The organism is Shumkonia mesophila, assembly GCF_026163695.1.
Taxonomy (GTDB): Bacteria; Pseudomonadota; Alphaproteobacteria; order Rhodospirillales; family Shumkoniaceae; genus Shumkonia; species Shumkonia mesophila.
In genome coordinates, this window is the sequence record NZ_JAOTID010000011.1 from 123618 (window position 1) to 143004 (window position 19387).

Annotated in this window: 19 protein-coding genes; 11 read left to right on the plus strand and 8 right to left on the minus strand. The window is 66.5% G+C overall.

The genetic code is table 11. The features are described 5' to 3' along the window. Window positions 1-205: 205 nt before the first annotated feature. Window positions 206-673, plus strand: a complete 468-nt coding sequence (locus ODR01_RS17475) for a PRC-barrel domain-containing protein (RefSeq protein ID WP_316978979.1) — start codon at window positions 206-208, stop codon at window positions 671-673. A gap of 97 nt (window positions 674-770) precedes the next feature. On the opposite strand, the gene ODR01_RS17480 is transcribed toward ODR01_RS17475, so the two are convergent. From ODR01_RS17480 to ODR01_RS17500, 5 genes are all read right to left on the minus strand, one after another. After that, a complete protein-coding gene (locus ODR01_RS17480) occupies window positions 771-1781 on the minus strand; it encodes an ABC transporter permease (RefSeq protein WP_316978980.1) in 1011 nt (336 codons plus the stop codon). Further along, window positions 1778-2539 (minus strand): ATP-binding cassette domain-containing protein, encoded by a 762-nt coding sequence (locus ODR01_RS17485; protein WP_316978981.1) that lies wholly within the window; start codon window positions 2537-2539, stop codon window positions 1778-1780. Before ODR01_RS17485 ends, ODR01_RS17480 begins: the two co-directional genes overlap by 4 nt. 70 nt (window positions 2540-2609) lie before the next feature. Next, window positions 2610-3602 carry a sugar ABC transporter substrate-binding protein gene (locus ODR01_RS17490; protein ID WP_316978982.1) on the minus strand — a complete coding sequence of 331 codons (993 nt, stop codon included), beginning with the start codon at window positions 3600-3602 and terminating at the stop codon, window positions 2610-2612. Between the two features lie 116 nt (window positions 3603-3718). Next, the gene (locus ODR01_RS17495) at window positions 3719-4474 is read right to left on the minus strand and encodes a FadR/GntR family transcriptional regulator (protein WP_316978983.1); all 756 of its coding nucleotides are present in this window, start codon (window positions 4472-4474) and stop codon (window positions 3719-3721) included. A 206-nt stretch (window positions 4475-4680) separates the two neighbouring features. Continuing rightward, entirely contained in the window at window positions 4681-5016 is a 336-nt protein-coding gene (locus tag ODR01_RS17500; protein WP_316978984.1) for an NIPSNAP family protein, read from the minus strand. Window positions 5017-5163: 147 nt separating this feature from the next. Between ODR01_RS17500 and ODR01_RS17505 the strand changes: the two genes are divergently transcribed. The 7 genes from ODR01_RS17505 to msrB all read left to right on the plus strand — a co-directional run bounded on the left by ODR01_RS17505 (window position 5164) and on the right by msrB (window position 11946). Continuing rightward, window positions 5164-6126 carry a Gfo/Idh/MocA family protein gene (locus tag ODR01_RS17505; RefSeq protein ID WP_316978985.1) on the plus strand — a complete coding sequence of 321 codons (963 nt, stop codon included), beginning with the start codon at window positions 5164-5166 and terminating at the stop codon, window positions 6124-6126. Between the two features lie 117 nt (window positions 6127-6243). Next, window positions 6244-6369 (plus strand): type B 50S ribosomal protein L36, encoded by a 126-nt coding sequence (ykgO, locus tag ODR01_RS17510; protein WP_316978986.1) that lies wholly within the window; start codon window positions 6244-6246, stop codon window positions 6367-6369. 175 nt (window positions 6370-6544) lie between these two features. Next, on the plus strand, window positions 6545-7762 hold the full coding sequence (gene glcE / locus ODR01_RS17515) for a glycolate oxidase subunit GlcE (RefSeq protein WP_316978987.1): 1218 nt from the start codon (window positions 6545-6547) through the stop codon (window positions 7760-7762). An 11-nt stretch (window positions 7763-7773) separates the two neighbouring features. Continuing rightward, complete coding sequence (gene glcF / locus ODR01_RS17520; protein WP_316978988.1) at window positions 7774-9063, plus strand: glycolate oxidase subunit GlcF; 1290 nt, start codon at window positions 7774-7776, stop codon at window positions 9061-9063. A 65-nt stretch (window positions 9064-9128) separates the two neighbouring features. Further along, entirely contained in the window at window positions 9129-9443 is a 315-nt protein-coding gene (locus ODR01_RS17525; protein ID WP_316978989.1) for a UxaA family hydrolase, read from the plus strand. After that, window positions 9443-10612 carry a UxaA family hydrolase gene (locus tag ODR01_RS17530; protein ID WP_316978990.1) on the plus strand — a complete coding sequence of 390 codons (1170 nt, stop codon included), beginning with the start codon at window positions 9443-9445 and terminating at the stop codon, window positions 10610-10612. The genes ODR01_RS17525 and ODR01_RS17530 overlap by 1 nt, the downstream gene beginning before the upstream one ends. Window positions 10613-10815: 203 nt before the next feature. Further along, on the plus strand, window positions 10816-11946 hold the full coding sequence (msrB, locus tag ODR01_RS25260) for a peptide-methionine (R)-S-oxide reductase MsrB (protein ID WP_449441455.1): 1131 nt from the start codon (window positions 10816-10818) through the stop codon (window positions 11944-11946). A 10-nt stretch (window positions 11947-11956) separates the two neighbouring features. Here msrB and ODR01_RS17545 read toward each other — a convergent pair whose 3' ends face one another. Beyond that, window positions 11957-12631: an HAD family hydrolase gene (locus tag ODR01_RS17545; protein ID WP_316978991.1), complete on the minus strand. Its 675-nt coding sequence runs from the start codon at window positions 12629-12631 to the stop codon at window positions 11957-11959. Window positions 12632-12798: 167 nt separating this feature from the next. Between ODR01_RS17545 and ODR01_RS17550 the strand changes: the two genes are divergently transcribed. The 3 genes from ODR01_RS17550 (at window position 12799) to ODR01_RS17560 (ending at window position 18351) form a co-directional block, all read left to right on the plus strand. After that, complete coding sequence (locus ODR01_RS17550; RefSeq protein ID WP_316978992.1) at window positions 12799-13356, plus strand: tetratricopeptide repeat protein; 558 nt, start codon at window positions 12799-12801, stop codon at window positions 13354-13356. Between the two features lie 92 nt (window positions 13357-13448). After that, complete coding sequence (locus ODR01_RS17555) at window positions 13449-14837, plus strand: FAD-binding oxidoreductase (RefSeq protein WP_316978993.1); 1389 nt, start codon at window positions 13449-13451, stop codon at window positions 14835-14837. A 133-nt stretch (window positions 14838-14970) separates the two neighbouring features. After that, complete coding sequence (locus ODR01_RS17560; RefSeq protein ID WP_316978994.1) at window positions 14971-18351, plus strand: AsmA family protein; 3381 nt, start codon at window positions 14971-14973, stop codon at window positions 18349-18351. An 8-nt stretch (window positions 18352-18359) separates the two neighbouring features. Here the strand turns inward: ODR01_RS17560 and ODR01_RS17565 are convergent, their stop codons facing one another. Continuing rightward, window positions 18360-18602, minus strand: a complete 243-nt coding sequence (locus tag ODR01_RS17565) for a ribbon-helix-helix domain-containing protein (RefSeq protein ID WP_316978995.1) — start codon at window positions 18600-18602, stop codon at window positions 18360-18362. Beyond that, complete coding sequence (locus ODR01_RS17570; RefSeq protein WP_316978996.1) at window positions 18599-18955, minus strand: TfoX/Sxy family protein; 357 nt, start codon at window positions 18953-18955, stop codon at window positions 18599-18601. Before ODR01_RS17570 ends, ODR01_RS17565 begins: the two co-directional genes overlap by 4 nt. Between the last annotated feature and the right edge of the window lie 432 nt (window positions 18956-19387).

Sequence of the window (19387 nt, forward strand, 5' to 3'; positions counted from 1 at the left end):
GTTCCGCACGTGGCGGCATGAACCGTTCCTCCCACGAATTATGGGTCTTGATCGGGCCCGGTTTGCCGGGTTCGCGGCAATGATGGCGGCAAGTCGTAAACAATTCGTTGCAACGAAATCGGCGCTCGCGGGTTGAGCGGGAGTCACCCCGTTCCATTCCAACGGGCGAAATCGCTTTCCCGCAACGGAACAGAGGATGGATACCATGAAAAAGCAAACCCTTCTGGGGACGATTCTGAGCGCCGCGATCGTTACCGCCGCCGGCATCGCGCTGGCCCAGCAGAGCGGCACGGGCACCCCCGGCTCCGGGGCCGGCAGCATGCCCAATCAGGCCGCCCCGACGAAGCCGGGCGACTCCGGTTCCAGCCCCATGACGCAGCAAAGCCCCGGCGGGGCGGGCGCTCCGTCGTCCATGTCGAGCCAGGCGGCCATGCCGCCGGAAACGGCGGTCGGAAAGAGCGTCGTCAACGCCAACGGCGAAGAGCTCGGCGAGATTTCCAAGATCGTCGGCAACCAGGTCATCGTCGGTGTCGGCGGCTTTCTGGGCATCGGCAGCCGCGATGTCGCGCTGGACTGGTCGAAGATCACGCCCACCGGCATGGGCGACGACATGAAACTGCAAACAACGCTCACCAAGGAAGAGCTCGAGGCCATGCCGGAATACAAGGAGTAATGTGCGGGCATTGGCCTACGGTGCACGTTCCACCGCGGCATAAAAAAAGGGCGGGGGACCGTTTGGCCCCCGCCCATGGAGTTGGGGTGGAAAACCCTCAGCGGTTGCGCTTGAGCATGAAGGCGTAGACGGAAACCGACACCGTGATCAAAAGGCCGTTGAGGAAGCGCACCCAGAAGCCGGTCAAGCCGATGGCGATGATGCCGGCTTCCAGCGAGCCGATGATGATGACGCCGATGAAGGTCCCGAAGATGGTGCCGGTGCCGCCGAACACCGAGGTGCCGCCGATGAAGACGGCGGCCAGCGTGGTCAGCAGCATGCCGTCGCCCTGGGTCGGCCAGAAGTAGGTGACCTCGGCGGTGAGAAAGATGCCGGCCAGCGCGGCGAAGAAGCCCATCTGCATGAAGGCGATGGTCTTCACCCGCTCGACGTTGATGCCCATCATGCGGGCGCTTTCCTGGTTGTCGCCGACATAGAGCAGGTGGCTGCCGTAGCGATGGCGCCGGTAGACCAGTCCGAAGGCCAGCGCGATGGCGACGAACCACACGAACTGCACGGGAATGGTGCCGAACAGGCGGCCGACGAAGACGTCGTAAAGCGCCGAGTCGCGCAGGCCGACCAGCGCGATGCCCTTGCCCTGCGACATCAGGTTGACCAGTCCGCGCCACAAAAACATGGTGCCGATGGTGGCGACGATGGAGGGCACGCCGATGCGCGTGATGATGATGCCGTTGATCATTCCGGCCAGCAGCCCGACCAGCAGGCCGCCGGCGACAGCCAGCGCGAAGCTGCCGGTGGCGACGAAGACGGTGCCGAACACCCACGACGAGATGCCGACCACCGAGGGGAACGACAGGTCGATCTCGCCCAAGGTGATCACGTAGGTCACGGAAATCGCCATGATGCCGAAGAACGGCATGGTCGTCATGAACGAGCGGTAGATCGGGAACTGGGTGAAGACCGCGGGGTTGCCGATCAGGAACACCGCATAGAGGATGACCAGGATGCCGAAGATGCTGAGCTGAAGCTTGTAGTCGCGCACGAACTTCAGCGTGTCCCTCTCGGGGGCGTCGAGGCGGGGCGAGGCGGTGCGGTCATGGGCGGTCATTGCAGGGTCCCCGAGTGATGGAGATGGACCATGTTGGCGATCAGTTCGTCCTGGCTGATCTCGGCCTTGGTGAACTGTCCGGCCACCGTCCCGCGGTCGAGGATGACGAAGCGGTCGGCGACGTCGTAGACGTGGAAGATGTTGTGGTCGATGAAGATGGCGGACTTGCCCTGGTCGCGGAAACCGCGCACGAAATTCAGCACCCGGTCGGTTTCCTTGAGCGCCAGGCCCATGGTGGGCTCGTCGAGGATGATGAGATCGGCGTGGAAATAGATGGCCCGCCCGATGGCGATGCCCTGCTTCTCGCCGCCCGACAGGCTCTTCACCGGCGAGTTCACGGTGATCGCCGAGGAGGTGAAGCCCATGTGCTCGCGCAGCAGGCGCTCGGTTTCGCGGCGCTGCGCCTTGACGTCCATGAACCCGAAGATGTTGGTGATCTCGCGCCCGGCAAAGATGTTGCGCCACATTTCCTGCTGATCGGCGAGCGCCCGCTCCTGATAGACGGTCTCGATGCCGAGCTGGCGGGATTCCTTGACCGAATGCAGGGTGATGCGGTTGCCCTTGTAGGTGACCTCGCCGGCATCGGGCTTGTGCACGCCGGTGATGATCTTGATCAGGGTCGACTTGCCGGCCCCATTGTCGCCGACCAGGGCGACGATCTCGCCGTAATCGACCTCGAGGTCGATGCCGCGAAGCACGTTGATCTTGCCGAACGATTTCTTGATTCCCTTCATGATCAGAAGTGGCTGATCGGACATGGCGGATGGCTCCGGTCCCATGGGAAAAAGGGGGGCCGGCGCCGTCGCGCCGCCGGCCCCGAGGACTCGCCTAGCGGATGGCTTCGGCCACCAGCGGCATGACCTGCTCGACGTTGGCCGATGTGATCAGCGCGGCGCCGGTATCGACGTTGAGCCCGGCGAAGCCGAACTTCTTGGCCAGGTAGAGCTGCATGACCGGTAGGAATCCCTGGAGGAACGGCTGCTGATCGAGGACGACGGCCACCCATCCCTCCTTGATGGCCTGGGCGGTCGGTGCCGACAGGTCGAACCCGCCGGCGCAGATCTGCCCTGGGTTCGCCCCCGCCGACCTCAGATAGACGCCGACCGTCGCGGTGAGCGCGCCGTGGTCGGTCACCACGGCCTTGAGATCGGGATTGGAGGCGGCGAAGGCGGTGAAGGCCGGCGTTCCCTGTACGGCGTCCTTGTTCACCTCGTCGGAGATCTCGAGGTAGGCGACGGTGATGCCGGCCTTCTTCATGGCATCGACGATGCCCTGCGTGCGCTGGCCGCGCCCCGGCTGGCCGAGCAGGCCCCAGACCAGGGCCTTGTCGCCCGCCTTCAGCTTGCACTGGGCGACCGTGGCGGCCCCCAGGGTGGCGCCCGATTCATAGAGCTTCTGCCCCACATAGCCGAACCCGGTGGCCTTGTAGCGGCTTTCCAACGTCGGCAGGTCGACGTTGGCGGTCGTCATGATGATACCCTGCTTGCGCGCCGCGTCGACCAGGGGGCCGAGGGCCTCTTCGCCGGGATGTCCCATGATCGAGATGCCGTCGGGTTGCCGGGCGATGGCTTCGCGCAGCTGCTGGACCATCTTTTCCGGGTTCCACTCGGACCACACGTATTCGACCCGACAGCCGGTCAGCTTTTCGGCGGCGTTGGCGCCGTTATAGACGATGGACGCGAAGGGATCTCCCTCGGCGCCGCCGGGGAAGAACACAAAACGCAATCCTTCGCATGAAAGGTTCTGCGCGGCGGCGGGCGAGGGGACCACCCCAAGCCCGAGCAGAACCGTCGACACCAGAGACAGAAGTGCTTTTTTCATCGCTAGTCTCCCCATTCGCCTCACACAAAATACGCGGCCCTTGCCGGCGGCTTCTTGCTCTTGGACCGTGGCCTCCGCGCGGGTTTTCCTCCCCTATCGTGCGCGGAATGGCGCCGTTATCTCGTTTCAGCGGGCAGGCGCTGCTTCGTGCTCTTGCGCGAGAGCGCCTTCAGCAACCCTTCCCGGGTGACCCACAGGAGCGACTGCATGGCGCGGCGGGCCATGCCGCCGCGGCCGGTCGCCAGGGCGTCCATCACCAAGTGGTGGTCGGCCATCGAAAAGGCCGCCGGATCGCTTTGCCAGACGATCCGCACCATGTGCGAAAAGGCCGGGGTCATCAGCGCGGCCAAGGTGCCGAGGAACGGGTTGGCCGCAGCTTCCAGGATGGCGGTGTGGAACCTGACGTTCGGACCAACCATGTCGGCGCCGGTCTCGATCGCCCGGCCCATTTCGGCCAATCGCTGGCGGATGTCACGGATGTCGTCGTCGGTCCGCCGCTCGGCCGCAAGCGCGGCGGCGTTGGGCTCGACGATCAGGCGGATCTCGAACAGGTCGCACAGGAAATCCGCGCTCGGCGTCGCCGCGCAATGCCAGGCGATGACGTCGGGGTCGACTAGGTGCCAATCGGAGCGCGGGCGCACCCGTGTGCCGGTGCGGGGGCGGGATTCGGTCAGTCCCTTGGCGGACAGCACCTTGACCGCCTCGCGCAGCGCGGTGCGCGATACATTGAATTGCAGGCTCAGTTCGGACTCGGTGGGAAGCACCCCTCCCGCCTCGAAATCGCCGGAAACGATCCGCTGGCCAAGTTTGTGCGCCACTTGGCCGCACAGGCCGCGTTTCGGATAGGTGCTCGAGGCATCGTCCCAGCGCATGAGATCTCCCCTTGCGCCAATTGTATGATGATTGATACCGGGAGGTCCACCGAAGAAATTCAACCTGCCGTCACGTTCAGGCGCACGAAACCACCTGCCGGGACGACAGCCCGGTGGCTTTGTCACGGATTACGGGCAGAACGGCCCATCCCACTTCGCAACGGGGCGGAGAGGGAGGGGCCGTTGGGTGACGCGTCAGGTTTGGGTCAGACGCCGGGGATCGGCGGGGTCGCGAAGAAGTCGACCGGCTTCATCAGGGCGTTCTGCTGGCAGGCCAGCGCCCCCAGCTTATGGCTTTCCTCGATATAGGCCAGCCATTGCGGGTCGGTCCACATGGCCGCCCGCTTGACCTCCCGGTCGCCGGCGTTCTGGTAGACCCAGATGTGGATGTACTGGTTGGGATTGCCGGTCTCGGTAGTGAGAAAAGCCAGCGGCTGGCCGAGGTGACGGCATTGCGGTTCCTTGCCCAGCTTGGCGTAGAGGGCGAGGTGGGCCTTCATCTTGCCGGGATGGCAGGTGTAGGTGCGAACGTCGAGCAGCATGGGGGTCTCTCCAAGGATTTGTCGGGAGGCAAAGCTTACCGCAGGATCTTTCCGGGCCGACAGGGAGAATCGCCGGCCCTTTGCAAGCGGGCCGATCGGACGCAGGATAGCCCGGCCATCGCAGACAAGAAACGGCGGGAGGAAGGGATGCAACGTCATCGGGTCGCCATCATCGGTTTGGGCGTCATGGGCCGGCGCATGCTGACCAACATGGCGGCCCATCCGCGATTCTCCTTCTCGGGGGTGTGGGATCCCGACGGGGAGGCCCGTCACAAGGTCGCCGGCGATTTCCCCGCCATCCCCATCGCCGCGGGCCCCGATGCGCTCATCGCGTCTTCGGATACCGACCTCGTCTACGTCGCCTGCCCGCCGGCTTGGCACAAGGGCTATGTGCTGGCCGCCGCCGCCGCCGGCAAGCCGGTGTTCTGCGAAAAGCCGCTCGGCATCGACGTCGCCGAAAGCCGGGCGCTCGTCGCCGAGTTGGCACGGCGGGGCACGCGGACCGTCGTCAACTTCATCCAATCCACCTCGCACGCCGTGGCGTTGACCCGCCAGCGCCTCGACTCGGGGGACATGGGCGCCATCGTCGGCGGCGACATCGTGGTGCACTTTTCGAAATGGCCCCGCGACTGGCAGGCCGACGCCGACTGGTTGCGTTTCCGCGCCCAGGGCGGCTTCAGCCGCGAGGTGCTGTCGCACTTCGTCTTCCTGGCCGGGCGACTCCTGGGGCAAGCCCGGCTGATCGCCGCCCGGCCCCGCTATCCGGCCGACCCGGCGCTCAGCGAAACCCATCAGCAGGCGATGCTGGACTGCGCCGGGGTGCCGGTTGGCGTGTTCGGCTCGACCGGCGGTACCGGGCCGGACCGCGTCGAATTCACCCTGTGGGGCACCAAGCGCAGCCACCGCTTGCACGACTGGTTCTGGCTGCAAAGCTCCGAGGGCGGCGACTGGGTCAAGGAACTGGCCAATATCGCGGACCCGCGCGCCGCCAATTTCAGGCGACTGCTGGACGACGTCGCCGCCTTCGCCGACGGCAAGCCCCACGTGCTGCCCTCGGCGGCCGAGGCGTTGGCGGTGCAGGAGTTGATCGAGGCCATGCTGCGGTCCTGAACCGCCGGAAGCCGCTTTTTGGTCGAGCGGCGTTGACAAGCGATGGCCGAGTCCGTATTTTCCGCCCGCGGTCGCGACCGGCAGGATTTTTGCGGCCCGTTGCCGAGGATTTGTGTCATGAAAGTCAAGAATTCCCTCCGGGCCGCCAAGACCCGCGACAAGAACTGCAAGATCGTCCGGCGCAAGGGGCGCGTTTTCGTGATCAACAAGACCCAGCCGCGGTTCAAAGCGCGCCAGGGCTGAGCCGTCCGATCGTTCCGGCCTTGGGGCCGAAGGTTGAAACCGCGCCGATCGAGCGCGGTTTTCCTTTTCCGGCATCGGCCGGATCGCCTACACTGCGGCTTGCCCGACGGAAAACGATAAGACCGACGGGGCGCCCACTTCCCGCGCTCCCGCATGGTCAGATCAGGACGCGTCCATGACCGAGACCTTCAAACCCCGCACCCCCGGCGAGATCGAGGACGCCCTTCGTTGGGCCGTTGCCGGCAAGAGGCCGCTGGAGGTTCTTGGCGGCGGCAGCAAGCGGGGGTTTGGCCGGCCCGTCGAGGCGGCGCACGGGCTCGATCTCTCCGCCCTGGCCGGCATTGTCAATTACGAGCCCAACGAACTGGTGATGAGCGCCCTTCCGGCAACGCCGCTTGCCGACATCGAGGCCGCCCTGGCCCCCAACCGTCAGCAGCTGTTGTTCGAGCCGGCCGATCTCGGCCCCCTGCTGGGTACCGCCGGCGGCACCATCGGTGGTGCCATCGCCTGCAACCTGGCTGGACCGCGCCGCATCCGGGCGGGGTCGGCGCGCGACCACGTGCTGGGTTTCCAGGCCATAAGCGGACGCGGCGAAGCGTTCAAGTCGGGCGGGCGCATGTTCAAGAACGTCACCGGCTTCGATCTCAGCAAGCTGATGAGCGGCTCGTTCGGCACGCTGGCCGTGCTGACCGAGGTGACCTTCAAGGTATTGCCGGCGGCCGAGACGGTGCGTACCGTCCTTGTTCTCGGCGCCGATTCCAAGGCGGCGGTGCGTGCCATGACGCTGGCGCTGCAAAGCCCCAACGACGTGTCGGGGGCCGCCCATCTGCCGGCCGACGTCGCTTCCGTCTCGGCGGTGGCCGCCGTCGCCGGGGCCGGCGGCGCGGTGACGGCCTTAAGGGTCGAGGGATTTGGGCCGTCGGTCGACTACCGCTGCCGGGCGCTGACCGCGCTGCTGGGTGAATTCGGCGCCATCGGCGACCTCAAGGCCGCCGACTCCGAGGCGCTGTGGCGCGAAATCCGCGACGTCCGCTTCTTCGCCAACGAGGCCGACGCCCAGGTCTGGCGCCTTTCGGTGCCGCCGGCCCAGGGCGCCCAGGCGGCCGCGAAGATCCTTGCCGCCTGCCCGGGCCGCGCCTATCTCGACTGGGGCGGCGGCCTGGTGTGGCTGGCCCTGCCGCCACGGCCGGACGCGGCGCATGCGACGGTACGCGGCGCGCTTTCCGGCATCGACGGTCACGCCACCCTGATGAGGGCCGACGCCGAAGTCCGCCGCGTCGTGCCGGTCTTCCAGCCGCAGCCCGGCCCGCTGGCCGACCTGACGGCCCGGGTCAAGCAGAGCTTCGATCCCGAACGCGTCCTCAATCCCGGCCGCATGTACGCCGGCGTCTGAGGCAAGAGGCGATGAAAACCGAATTCTCCCTGGTCCAGCTTGCCGATCCGCGCATCAAGGAAGCCAACGACATCTTCCGCAGTTGCGTGCATTGCGGCTTCTGCACGGCGACCTGCCCGACCTTCGTGCTGCTGGGCGACGAGCGCGACAGCCCGCGCGGCCGCATCTATCTGCTGAAGGACATGCTGGAAAAGGGCAAGCCGGCTTCGATCACCGTCGCCCGCCACATCGACCGCTGCCTGTCCTGCCTGTCGTGCATGACCACCTGTCCGTCGGGCGTCCATTACATGCATCTGGTCGACGAGGGACGGGCCCGCATCGAGCAGACGTACAAGCGGCCGCTGGCCGACCGTCTGCTGCGCGAGATCCTGGCCCGCGTGCTGCCCAATCCGCGGCTGTTCCGCCTGTCCCTCTATGGCGCCTGGCTGGCCCGGCCCTTCAAGGGTCTGCTGCCGGGCCGCCTCAAGGGCATGGTCGGCATGGCGCCCAAGGCGATCCCCAAGGCTTCCGCCGTGGACAAGCCGCAGGTCTTTCCGGCCGAGGGGCCGCGCCGCCTGCGCGTCGCGCTGCTGAACGGCTGCGCCCAGCCGGTGCTGCGCCCCGACATCAACGAGGCGACCATCCGCCTTCTGACCCGCCACGGCTGCGAGGTGGTGATCGCCGCCGGCTCGGGCTGCTGCGGGGCGCTGGTCCATCACATGGGCCGGGAAGAGGAGGCCAAGGCCAAGGCCCGGGCCAACGTCCGGGCGTGGACCCGCGAGATCGAGGAAAACGGGCTGGATGCCGTCGTCATCAACACCTCGGGCTGCGGCACCACGGTCAAGGACTACGGCCACATGCTGCGCGACGACCCGGAACTGGCCCAGGCGGCGGCCCGCATCGGCGCCATGACCAAGGACATCACCGAGCTCATGGCCGGCATCCCGCTCAAGGTCAAGCCCGCCGCCCGGCGGCCGGTGGTGGCCTATCACGCGGCCTGCTCGCTGCAACACGGCCAGCAGATCCGCGAGGCCCCCAAGCAGCTTTTGAAGGACGCCGGGTTCGAGATCCGCGAGGCCGCCGAAAGCCATCTGTGCTGCGGTTCGGCCGGTACCTACAACCTGTTGCAGCCGGCGCTCGCCACCCAATTGCGCGACCGCAAGGCGGCCAACATCGAGGCCCTGGGCGCCGATATGGTGGCGGCCGGCAACCTGGGCTGCATGGTGCAGATCAGCAGCGGCACCGACCTGCCGGTGGTCCACACCGCCGAATTGCTCGATTGGGCGACCGGCGGTCCCGAGCCCAAGCCTCTCAGGCGTTAGCGGCCAAGAATGAACATGAATGTTTGGGCCTCCGGGCCCTGTTTTCGCCAATCAAGGAACGTCCGATGATCGAAAATGAATTTGCCAACCTGGCGGGAGGCAAGAACGCGCTTGTCCTCGACCCGAAGGACAATGTTGCCGTCGCGTTGACGGATCTCGCCGCCGGCGAGAGTTGCCTTGTCGTCCAGGACGGCGGGGAAAAATACGAAGTCGTCGTCAACGAGAACATCGCCTTCGGCCACAAGTTTGCGCTGGCCGATCTCAAAAAGGATCAGGGCGTGTTCAAGTACGGCGAGGAAATCGGCCGGATGAAGGAGCCCTTGGCGAAGGGCGGCTGGATTCACGTGCACAACATGTACTGCGACAAGGGAATGAAATAATGGGCGACACGTTTCTAGGCTATCGGCGGGAGAACGGGGCGGTCGGCGTGCGCAACCTGATCGCCATCATTCCGTCGGTCTTCTGCGCGGCCAAAGTCGCCCAGCGCATCTCGCAGAACGTTCCCGGGACCGTCCATTTCAGCCACCCCGTGGGCTGCAGCCAGGTGGGGGACGACCTCGATGTGACGGCGCGCACCCTGATCGGCATCGGCCGCAATCCCAATTTCGCCGGCGTCGTGGTGGTCGGCCTCGGCTGCGAACGCTTCACGCCGAAGGAGTTGTTCGATGGGATCGCTCCCACCGGCAAGATGCTGGACATGGTGGTCATCCAGGAGGCTGGGGACTCGATCAAGGCCATCGACATCGGGACGCGGATGGCCCGCAAGATGCAGCAGGCCGCCTCGCTGGAAAGGCGGCAGGAGATCCCCGTCAGCGAACTGATGATCGGCCTCAACTGCGGCGGCTCGGACACGACATCCGGCCTGGTGGCCAATCCCGCCCTCGGGCTGGCCTCGGACAAGCTGGTGGGCCAGGGCGGGTCATCCGTCTTGAGCGAACTGACCGAGCTTCTCGGCACCGAGCATATCCTGGTCAGGCGGGCAGCCGACGAGAAGGTCGCCGCCGACATCCTGCGGGTGATCGGCGCCATGGAGGAACGCCTGAAGCGGCAGATCCAGACCTCCCACAACAGCCGATGGAAGAACCTCATCTCGACGGGCAATTACGACGGCGGCCTGTCGAGCGTGGTGGAAAAGTCCCTGGGCAGCATGAAGAAGTCGGGCAACGCCCAGTTCGTCGAGGTCTTCGCCTATGGCGACGCGCCGACCAAGAAGGGGTTGCTTCTGCTGGACGGGCCGGGCCATGACGGCGAAGTGACGACGGGGCTTGCCGCCGGCGGCGCCCAGATCGTCTGTTTCCCGACCGGCCGGGGAACGCCTTCCGGGTTCCCCGGCGTGCCGGTGATCAAGATCACCGGCAATCCGCGCACCTTCGAGCGGATGAAGGAGAACATCGACATCAACGCCGGCACCGTGATCCTGGGCGAAAAAACGCTCCAGGAGGTGGGCGAGGAGATCTACCGGGAAATCCTGGCGGTGGCCTCGGGCAAGATGTCCAAGGCCGAGGTCCTCGGGCACGACGAGCAGTTCTGCATCACCAGGATGCCATAGGCGCCCGACGGCTGCGGAGACAGCTCTGGAATCGCAAAGCCGCCATGGCCGGGACAAACAAGCCCGGCCATGGCGGCTCGGGCGGGCGGCCGAACACGGCCGGCTAACGCGATCGTGACCGCGACGGGCATCGATCCCTTTCCCGGCCGCCCCATATTCAGGGGCACAGCCGGTCCATTTCACGGCCATGAAAGGGTGACGCCATGTTTTCCATCGGAAAGCGCGGGTTTTCCGCCGTCCTTCTGTCCTTCCTCAGCGCGGGCGCAATTCCGGCCGCGGCCGCCGACATGGCGGCCGGCGAAAAGGCGGGCGAGGCCGTGGCCACCTTCGCCGGCGGCTGCTTCTGGTGCGTCGAGCAGGGATTTGAGAAGCTGCCGGGCGTGCGCGATGCGGTGTCCGGCTACGCCGGCGGCAAGGTCGCGAATCCCACCTACGAGCAGGTTTCGGCCGGCGGCACCGGCCATACCGAATCGGTCCAGGTCCACTACGACCCTAAGGTCATCACCTACGAGGGGCTGCTGCAGGGCTTTTGGCGCATGATCGACCCCACCGACGGCGACGGGCAGTTCGTCGACCAGGGCAACCAGTATCGCCCGGCGATCTTCTATGCCGACGCCGACCAGAAGGCGGCGGCCGAGAAAAGCCGCGACGACCTGGCGAAGTCCGGCCGGTTCGCGGCGCCGATCAAGGTCGAGATCGTACCCTTCGAGACCTTCTACGTCGCCGAGGACTACCACCAGGACTACTACAAGAAGAACCCGATCCGGTACGAGTTCTATACGTTCAACTCCGGCCGCTATCAGTTCGTAGAAAAGGCCTGGGGCGACGACCTCAAGGTCGACTATTCGCGCTACCGGCCGGCCGGCGGCACCACCTATGTCCGGCCGTCCGACGACGAAATCAAGGCGCGGCTTTCGAGCCTTCAGTACGGCGTGACCCAGGAGGACGGTACGGAACCCTCCTTCAACAACGCCTACTGGGACGAAAAGCGCCCCGGCATATACGTCGACGTGGTGACCGGCGAGCCGCTGTTCTCGTCGGCCGACAAGTACGACTCCGGCACCGGCTGGCCAAGCTTCACCCGGCCCATCGAGGACGGCGTCGTCGTCGAAAAATCCGACAACGCGTTTTTCATGCGCCGCACCGAGGTGCGCAGCCGGATCGGCGATTCCCATCTCGGGCACGTGTTCAACGACGGCCCGAAGCCGACCGGATTGCGCTACTGCATGAATTCGGCGGCCCTGCGCTTCGTGCCGGCCGAACAGTTGGCGCAGGAAGGTTATGGCCAGTACGCCGGGCGTTTCGAGAGCCAGGTCAGCGAGAGCGTGAAATGACCGGGGCCCGCTAGCGCCGGCCGCCGACCTCGTCGATGTGGCGCAACATGTCGGCGGGGTCCTCGTAGACGCGGAAGGCGCCCGACTGCTTCAACTCGTCGGGCCCGTAGCCGCCGCTCAGCAACCCCACGCCCAGCGCCTTGCAACGCGCCGCCGCCAGCATGTCCCAGATGCTGTCGCCGACCACCACGGCGGTGCCGATCGGCACGCCCAGCCGTTCGGCGGCGGCGACGAAAAGATCCGGATCGGGCTTGGCGTACTTCACCTGGTCGCGGGTGACGACGGGGGTGACGTTGGGATCGATGCCCAGCGCCGCCAGGTTCACCGCCGCCGTTTCCATGCGCCCGCTGGTGGCGATGGCCCACGGGATGGCGGCCTCGGTCAGCCACGCCAGCAGTTCGCGGGCGCCGGGAAGCGGCCGCACGTTGGCCGCCTGCCGGCGGTAGGCGGCGGCGTGCACCTGGCGCAATCGCTCGACCCGCTCGACGCTGATTTCCATGCCGGTCTCGCGCAGCAGCTGGTTGGTGAACAGCCCGCCGCTCATGCCGATCTTGCGGTGGATGCGCCACACCGAAAGCTCGATGCCCTCGGCGTCCAGCGCCTCCTTCCAGGCCAGCACGTGCTGATAGACGCTGTCCACCAGGGTGCCGTCGAGATCGAACAGGAAGACGGGCTCGATACGCATCGTGTGCTCCTTGCCGGTTGGTGGCGCTGCCGCAAGTCTACATCGCCCGCCGCCGCCGGAACAAATATCGATATCGGCGGTTCCGGCTTCATTGACCGAAACTTCCGCGGGAGTTCTGGACGATGTCTCCCTTGGCAAGGCGGGCCGCTGTGCCCATGTGTGTTTTCATGCGTGGCTTGCGTACCTTGGCAATGGTCGTTCTCGTGCTGGCGGCCCCGTTTGGCATTCCGGCGGCGCAGGCCCGCGACACCAGCCTGGACGCCCTGTTCGACCTCCTGAAAAAGGCCAAGACGGCTGCCGAGGCCCAAACCGTCGAGGGGGCCATCTGGGTCGCCTGGATGCATTCGGGCGATGCCGAGGCCGACGGCTTGATGCAGCTGGGGGCCGCGGCGATGGAGGCGGGGGACCCCGAAGCGGCCCTGGCCGTCTTCGACAAGCTGGTGGCCCGCCGGCCGGATTTCGCGGAAGCCTGGAACAAGCGGGCGACCGTTCACTACATGATGGGCGACTTCGCGGCCTCGGTCGCCGATATCCAGCGCACGCTGGCCCTCGAACCCCGCCATTTCGGGGCCTTGTCGGGCCTGGGGCTGATTTACGACGCGCTCGGCAAGGAACAGCCGGCCCTTCGCGCCTTCGAGGCCGCGCTGCGAATCCATCCGCGATTGCCGGGAGCCCGGGCCTATGTCGATGCCGTGCGCGAGAAAACGGCGGGCTTGCCCATCTGACGGCGGGCACGGCCGAAGGCGACGGGCCGCTTGAAGCGTCGGGATGCGTCGCGTAGGGTGCCGCCCTGGCGGATCGGATGGGGAGGCGGAAGATGGCGGCGCAGCCGGCGCGGGCGGATCGGGACTTGATCGCCGAACTTCAGGAAATTCTGGGCGAGCGGCTGTCGACGGCGACGGCCGTGCGCGAACAGCACGGCCGCGACGAATCCTATCATCCTTGCCACGCCCCGGATGCCGTCGCCTTTCCGCGCTCGACCGACGAGGTGGCGGCCATCGTCAGGATCTGCGCGGCCCGCGGGGTGCCGGTCATTCCCTTCGGCACCGGCACCGCGCTGGAGGGCCACATCGCGGCGCTGCACGGCGGCGTCACCATCGACACCGGCAACATGAAGGAGATCCTGGCCGTCAACGTCGCGGACATGGACGTAACCGTGCAGGCCGGGGTCACCCGCAACCAGTTGAACGCCCATCTGCGCGATACCGGGCTGTTCTTTCCGGTCGATCCGGGTGCCGACGCCTCGCTGGGCGGCATGACGGCGACGCGCGCCTCGGGGACCAACGCGGTGCGCTATGGCACCATGGCCGACTGCGTGCTCGGCATGACCGTGGTTTTGGCCGATGGGCGGATCATCCGCACCAGCCGGCGGGCCCGCAAATCGTCGGCCGGTTACGATCTCACGCATCTGTTCGTCGGTTCCGAGGGAACGCTGGGCGTGATCACCGAGATCACGCTGCGCCTGTTCGGCATCCCCGAGGCGATCGCCGCCGCCGTCGTTTCCTTCCCCGACCTGGAATCGGCGGTCAACGCCGTCATCCTGACCATCCAGTCCGGCATTCCGGTGGCCCGCATCGAGCTTCTGGACGAGGTGCAGATGGATGCGGTCAACCGCCATTCGAAGCTGGACTATCCCGTCCAGCCCACGCTTTTTCTCGAATTCCACGGCAGCGAGGCGGGCGTCGCCGAGCAGACCGGGGCGGTCCAGCAGATCGCCGGCGATTTCGGGGGGGCGGGTTTCCAGTGGTCGGTGCTGCCGGAGGAGCGCAGCCGCCTGTGGCGGGCCCGCCACGAGGCGTTTTACGCCGCCCTGGCCCTGCGGCCGGGATGCCGGGGCGTCACCACCGACGTCTGCGTGCCGATTTCCAGGCTGGCCGAATGCATTCTCGAAACCAAGGCCGACATCGAGGCCAGCTTCCTGCTGGCCCCCATCGTCGGCCACGTCGGCGACGGCAATTTCCATCTGATCATGCTGGTCGATCCCGACGATCCCAAGGACATGGCCGAGGCCAAGCGCCTCAGCGATCGCCTGGTCATGCGCGCGCTGGCCATGGACGGAACGTGCACCGGCGAGCACGGCGTCGGCCATGGCAAGATGGACTTCCTGATCCACGAGCATGGCGAAGCCGTCAGCGTCATGCGGATGGTGAAAACGGCGCTCGATCCCGCCAATATCATGAACCCCGGCAAGATCGTGCGGATCTGAGAAAAGGCCGGCGACTCTGCGCGGTTCGGTTTGCCCGGCGGGGTGGAACTCTCTAGTATTCGGAGAGTTGATCTGGCTGGTCGGGCGGGGGTGCGGCCGGTTTCCTTCAATCGTTGGCGTTGGGACTGCGCGGGTGAAGAAACTCCTTGGCATCGTTCTCGGTCTGGTGGCCATCCTGGCGATCGCAGTCGTCGTGCTGCCGGGCGTCATCGACTGGAACGACTACAAGGGGACCATCCAGGCGCAACTGAAGGGCCTGACGGGGCGCGACGTCGTCATCGGCGGCGACATTCACATCGCCGTCCTGCCGGCGCCGGCGCTGATCGCCAACGGCGTGCGCATGGCCAACCTCAAAGGGGCCGGCGCCGCCGACATGATTCGCCTCAAATCGGTGGAAGTGCGGATCGCGCTGGGGCCCCTGCTGGGCGGCAATGTCGAGGTGGAGACCATCAAGCTGGTCGACCCCATCGTCGAGTTGGAACGGCTGGCCGACGGGCGGACGAACTGGGAATTCGCGCCCGTCCGCACCGAAAACGACGGTTCGACCAGCGCGCCGCTGCCCGGCTTCGGGGCCGGCGAGGCGGGAAGCGGGACGGCGATCCGGCTGGACAGCTTCCACATCGAGAACGGTACCATCATCTATCGCGACGCCCGCTCGGGGACCGTCGAACGAATCGAGCGCCTCGAGGCCAGGCTGACCGCCGAGTCCCCGACCGGCCCGTTCGACAGCGCCGGTCGCCTGGACTTCCGGGGCATCCCCCTGGGCTATGAGCTATCGGTCGGCCGGGTCATCAACGAACGGACGGTTCCCCTCAACATGGCCGTCGTCGCCGAACCGGGGGATGCCAGGGCCGAGATCTCGGGCGCCATCGTCGAACTGGCCGAGGCGCCCAAGTTCAAGGGCAAGGTCATCGCCAGCGGCAAGATGCTGTCCGACCTCCTGGCGGCGGTCGGCGGCGGGGCGTCCCCGGCGTTTTTCGCGCAGCCCTTCGGCGCCAGCGGCGATGTCACGGTGTCGGCCCAGGATCTGTCGGTTAAACATCTGGCGGTGTCGCTGGGGGCGCTTCGGGCCGACGGCGAACTGACGGCAAACCTGGCCGAAAGCCCGATCGGCTTTACCACCAAGCTGACGATGCCGAAGGTCGACCTCGACGCCCTGCTCGCCCCCCCGCAGCCCAAGCCGGCCGCCACTCCCGCCGACGATCCGGAGGCGGCGCGGGATATCACGGTGGGCCCCGTGGCCAAGCCGAAGGCGCCGGCGCCCACCGCGCCCGCATTTGCTCTTCCCCAGAACGTCAACGGCACCGTCGAACTGACGGCGGAAACCATCACCTACCGGGGCAACATCATCAGCGACGCGCGGGCGACCGCCGATCTGCACGGGGGCGAGGTTACCTTGAGCCAGTTTACGGCGCAGTTGCCGGGCGGCTCCGACGTGTTCGTGACCGGATTTCTGACCGCCCAGGACGGGGCGCCGAAGTTCGACGGTACGCTCGACGCCAAGGTCAGCGATTTGCGCCGCGTGGTCGCATGGCTGGGGGGCGAGGTGCCGGGCATCGCCTCCGACCGCCTGCGCAAGGCGACCGTCAAGGGCCGCATTGTCGCCGATCCCGAGCAGGTGCAGGGTCTGAACCTGGACATGATGGTGGATTCCTCGCGCATCACCGGCGGCATCACCCTGGCCTTGCGCCAGCGCCTGGCCTTCGGTGCCAGTTTCACGGTCGATCGTCTGAATCTGGACGCCTATCTGTCGCCCAACGGCGCGCCGCCGGCCGCCGATGCCGCCACGGCGACGCCGCAGTCGCAACCCTCCGCCGGCCCGCAGCCGGAACCAAGCTTCGCTCTTCCCGATTTCCTCAACCGGTTCGACGCCAATCTCAAGCTTCAGGTCGAGCGCCTGACCTATCGCCAGGTTCCGGTCAACGACCTGGTCTTCGACGGCACGCTGTTCGGCGGCAACCTGGACCTGCGCCGGGCCGCCATCGGCGACCTGGCGGGCGCCTCGGCCTCGCTGTCGGGGGCTCTGAGCGGCCTGAATCTGCTGCCGTCGGTGAAGAACGGCCGCTTCGAGGCTCGCGGCATCGACGTCGACCGGTTGAGCCGCCTGCTGGAGACGCCGGTGCCGGTATCGACCCGCGACCTCGGCGTCGTCGAGATCACCGGCGGCATCGAGGGATCGCTGTTGCGTCCGCAGGTCGATCTGGCCGCCAAGACGCCGGAGGCGGCGGTCGAGCTTAAAGGACGGCTGTCGGTCCTGCCGGTGGAATCGCTGTTCGCCGGCGATGTCACGGTCCGTCACGGCGATTTCGCGCGGCTGCTGGGGCTGTTCGGGGTCAACTACCGGCCGGCCGGGCGGCCGGGCGACGTCGGCCTGTCGGCCACGGTCAAGGCGGACGCCAAGCGGGTGGCGATCTCCCAACTCGACGGCAAGGTGGGGGCGGCCACCCTTGCCGGCACGCTGAACGTCGACCTGGCCGGACCGCGACCGCGCCTGACCGGCGATCTCAAGGCCGGGCGCGTCGTCGTCGATCCCTTCCTGCCGGCTCAACGCTCGGCGGCGCTGGTTCCGCGAATCATTCCCGCCGCCTGGGTTCCGGCGAAGATGCCGGCTGGCGAGGCGCCGCGCCTGTGGCCGGCGGCCGCCACCGCCGGACGCTGGTCGACGGCGCCACTCGACCTCGCGGTTCTCAGCGCCTTCGATGCCGATCTCAAGCTGGCCGGCGAGGCCGTCGTCTATGACGGCATCATGGTGCGCGACGTGGCCGCCGATACCACCGTGACCGAAGGCGTGCTGCGCATCCCGGCGCTGAGCGGCATCCTGTTCGGCGGCGCGCTCAAGGGAGACGTTACGCTCAAGGCGGGTCCCAAGCCGGCCCTCGACGGAACGTTGTCGCTGACCGGGGGCGATTTCGGCACCTATCAGGAGGAGTTGGAGGGCAAGCGGCTGGCGACCGGCGACATCGCGTTCAGCACGGCGGTCAATTCCTCGGGCGCCAGTGTCGCCGAGATGGTTTCCGGCCTCAAGGGCGAGGGCTCCTTCGAGGTCAAGAAGGCGGCGTTGAGCGGAGACTCGGGCAAGCCGCGCGGCCCCATCGCCGCCTTGCTGTCGGGCCTCAATCAGCTGGCCGGCCTGGGCGGCGATCAGCGGCCGGAAGGACAGGCCGACATCTCGGGTTCCTTCAAGATCGACCGCGGCATCGCACGCTCGGAAGACTTGCGTCTCGTTTCCACCGTCGGCGAGGGCAAGGGCAAGGGGACCGTCGACCTTCCCAAATGGACGATGAAGGTCGACAGCGACATCCAGCTTTCCCAGAACCTGTTCGCCAAGCTGCTTTCGGGAACGACCGGCGTCGGCTTCGGTGTGCCCTTGCGGATCGAGGGCGACATCGACCAGCCCAACGTCGTGCTCGACGTCGCCAAGCTGCCCGGCAAGGCCCTCAGCATCCCGGGGTCGATCCTTCAAAATTCCGCGCCCAGCAAGATCCTGCGCAAACTGATTCCCGGCGCCGACTGAGGCTTTGGCTAGTCGGTTCCGCGACTCTCTGCCGCCCGGGCGCGCAGCTCGGCCAGCACGAAAAGGCGGATGGCGCTGGACAGGTTGCCGGTCCGCCCGCCGTCGATCTCGGCGATCAACTGGTTGACCGAAACCGCCCGTGCCGCGGCGATTTCGCGCAGCGCCTCCCAGAACTCGGGCTCGACCGATACGCTGGTGGCGTGGCCGGCGATGACGACCGAGCGCTTGCGGATGCCGTCGCGGTCGCTCATGGCTGGCGCCGCCTTCGTTTGGGCGGCGGGCCGGCGCGCCGGCCGGCTTCCCACGCCTTGGCCGCCCAGGCGCAGATTTCCGCCGGGTCCTCGAGGATATCGGCGGGCACTTCCCAGTACGGCATGGCAAAGGGCTTGTCCTCGAAGGGACGGAAGGGGCCGGTGCCGGCCGCCTCGTAGTCGGCGCGGTTGGCGTCGTCGACCTTGAAATAGAGGACGTCTCCGGCGACGAGCGCGAAGATGGTGCCGTCCCGATAGAGGCCGGCGCCGCCGAACATCCGGCGCGCCGTCACCCCGCCCAGCGGTTCCAGCATCTCCAGCACGTAGTCGCGGAATTCGGGGCTCAGCACCATGGAACGGCAGATCCTCTCGGCTCGGCGGTTTCTTTCCTCATGTTGGTAGCGCATCGGAGACCCCAAAGCCAAGGGCTTCGCCGATCCGCGCCATCGCCTTCCCGACCCGAAACACTAATATCCGATTTTCGTTATTTTTCTTTGAAATGGCAAAGTAAACAATCATACTTAATGGGTGATATTCATGAAATAAATTTAGTTATTTGATCTGTGATCTTGCTAATATGAAATCTATACGCATTTTAACTTAAATATAAACCGCCGCAATCTTGCCTGCCGCGCCTGCTTCTTGTATCATAGGGCAAAAATGGCGTGGTTGCCGGGAAGGCCAAGCGGTGGGGGAGCGTCCGAAAGGCAGCGACGGGAGAAATATCATGATCAACGGTTGCTGGCGGAGTTCGTCCTAACCCGCCCCTCTCCATCGACGGTCGT

Excerpts from the sequence above, each read along its gene's own strand:
- ODR01_RS17475 (WP_316978979.1), top strand. The coding sequence starts at position 206 with ATGAAAAAGCAAACCCTTCTGGGGACGATTCTGAGCGCCGCGATCGTT.
- ODR01_RS17480 (WP_316978980.1), bottom strand. The coding sequence starts at position 1,781 with ATGACCGCCCATGACCGCACCGCCTCGCCCCGCCTCGACGCCCCCGAG.
- ODR01_RS17485 (WP_316978981.1), bottom strand. The coding sequence starts at position 2,539 with ATGTCCGATCAGCCACTTCTGATCATGAAGGGAATCAAGAAATCGTTC.
- ODR01_RS17490 (WP_316978982.1), bottom strand. The coding sequence starts at position 3,602 with ATGAAAAAAGCACTTCTGTCTCTGGTGTCGACGGTTCTGCTCGGGCTT.
- ODR01_RS17495 (WP_316978983.1), bottom strand. The coding sequence starts at position 4,474 with ATGCGCTGGGACGATGCCTCGAGCACCTATCCGAAACGCGGCCTGTGC.
- ODR01_RS17500 (WP_316978984.1), bottom strand. The coding sequence starts at position 5,016 with ATGCTGCTCGACGTTCGCACCTACACCTGCCATCCCGGCAAGATGAAG.
- ODR01_RS17505 (WP_316978985.1), top strand. The coding sequence starts at position 5,164 with ATGCAACGTCATCGGGTCGCCATCATCGGTTTGGGCGTCATGGGCCGG.
- ykgO (WP_316978986.1), top strand. The coding sequence starts at position 6,244 with ATGAAAGTCAAGAATTCCCTCCGGGCCGCCAAGACCCGCGACAAGAAC.
- glcE (WP_316978987.1), top strand. The coding sequence starts at position 6,545 with ATGACCGAGACCTTCAAACCCCGCACCCCCGGCGAGATCGAGGACGCC.
- glcF (WP_316978988.1), top strand. The coding sequence starts at position 7,774 with ATGAAAACCGAATTCTCCCTGGTCCAGCTTGCCGATCCGCGCATCAAG.
- ODR01_RS17525 (WP_316978989.1), top strand. The coding sequence starts at position 9,129 with ATGATCGAAAATGAATTTGCCAACCTGGCGGGAGGCAAGAACGCGCTT.
- ODR01_RS17530 (WP_316978990.1), top strand. The coding sequence starts at position 9,443 with ATGGGCGACACGTTTCTAGGCTATCGGCGGGAGAACGGGGCGGTCGGC.
- msrB (WP_449441455.1), top strand. The coding sequence starts at position 10,816 with ATGTTTTCCATCGGAAAGCGCGGGTTTTCCGCCGTCCTTCTGTCCTTC.
- ODR01_RS17545 (WP_316978991.1), bottom strand. The coding sequence starts at position 12,631 with ATGCGTATCGAGCCCGTCTTCCTGTTCGATCTCGACGGCACCCTGGTG.
- ODR01_RS17550 (WP_316978992.1), top strand. The coding sequence starts at position 12,799 with ATGCGTGGCTTGCGTACCTTGGCAATGGTCGTTCTCGTGCTGGCGGCC.
- ODR01_RS17555 (WP_316978993.1), top strand. The coding sequence starts at position 13,449 with ATGGCGGCGCAGCCGGCGCGGGCGGATCGGGACTTGATCGCCGAACTT.
- ODR01_RS17565 (WP_316978995.1), bottom strand. The coding sequence starts at position 18,602 with ATGAGCGACCGCGACGGCATCCGCAAGCGCTCGGTCGTCATCGCCGGC.
- ODR01_RS17570 (WP_316978996.1), bottom strand. The coding sequence starts at position 18,955 with ATGGTGCTGAGCCCCGAATTCCGCGACTACGTGCTGGAGATGCTGGAA.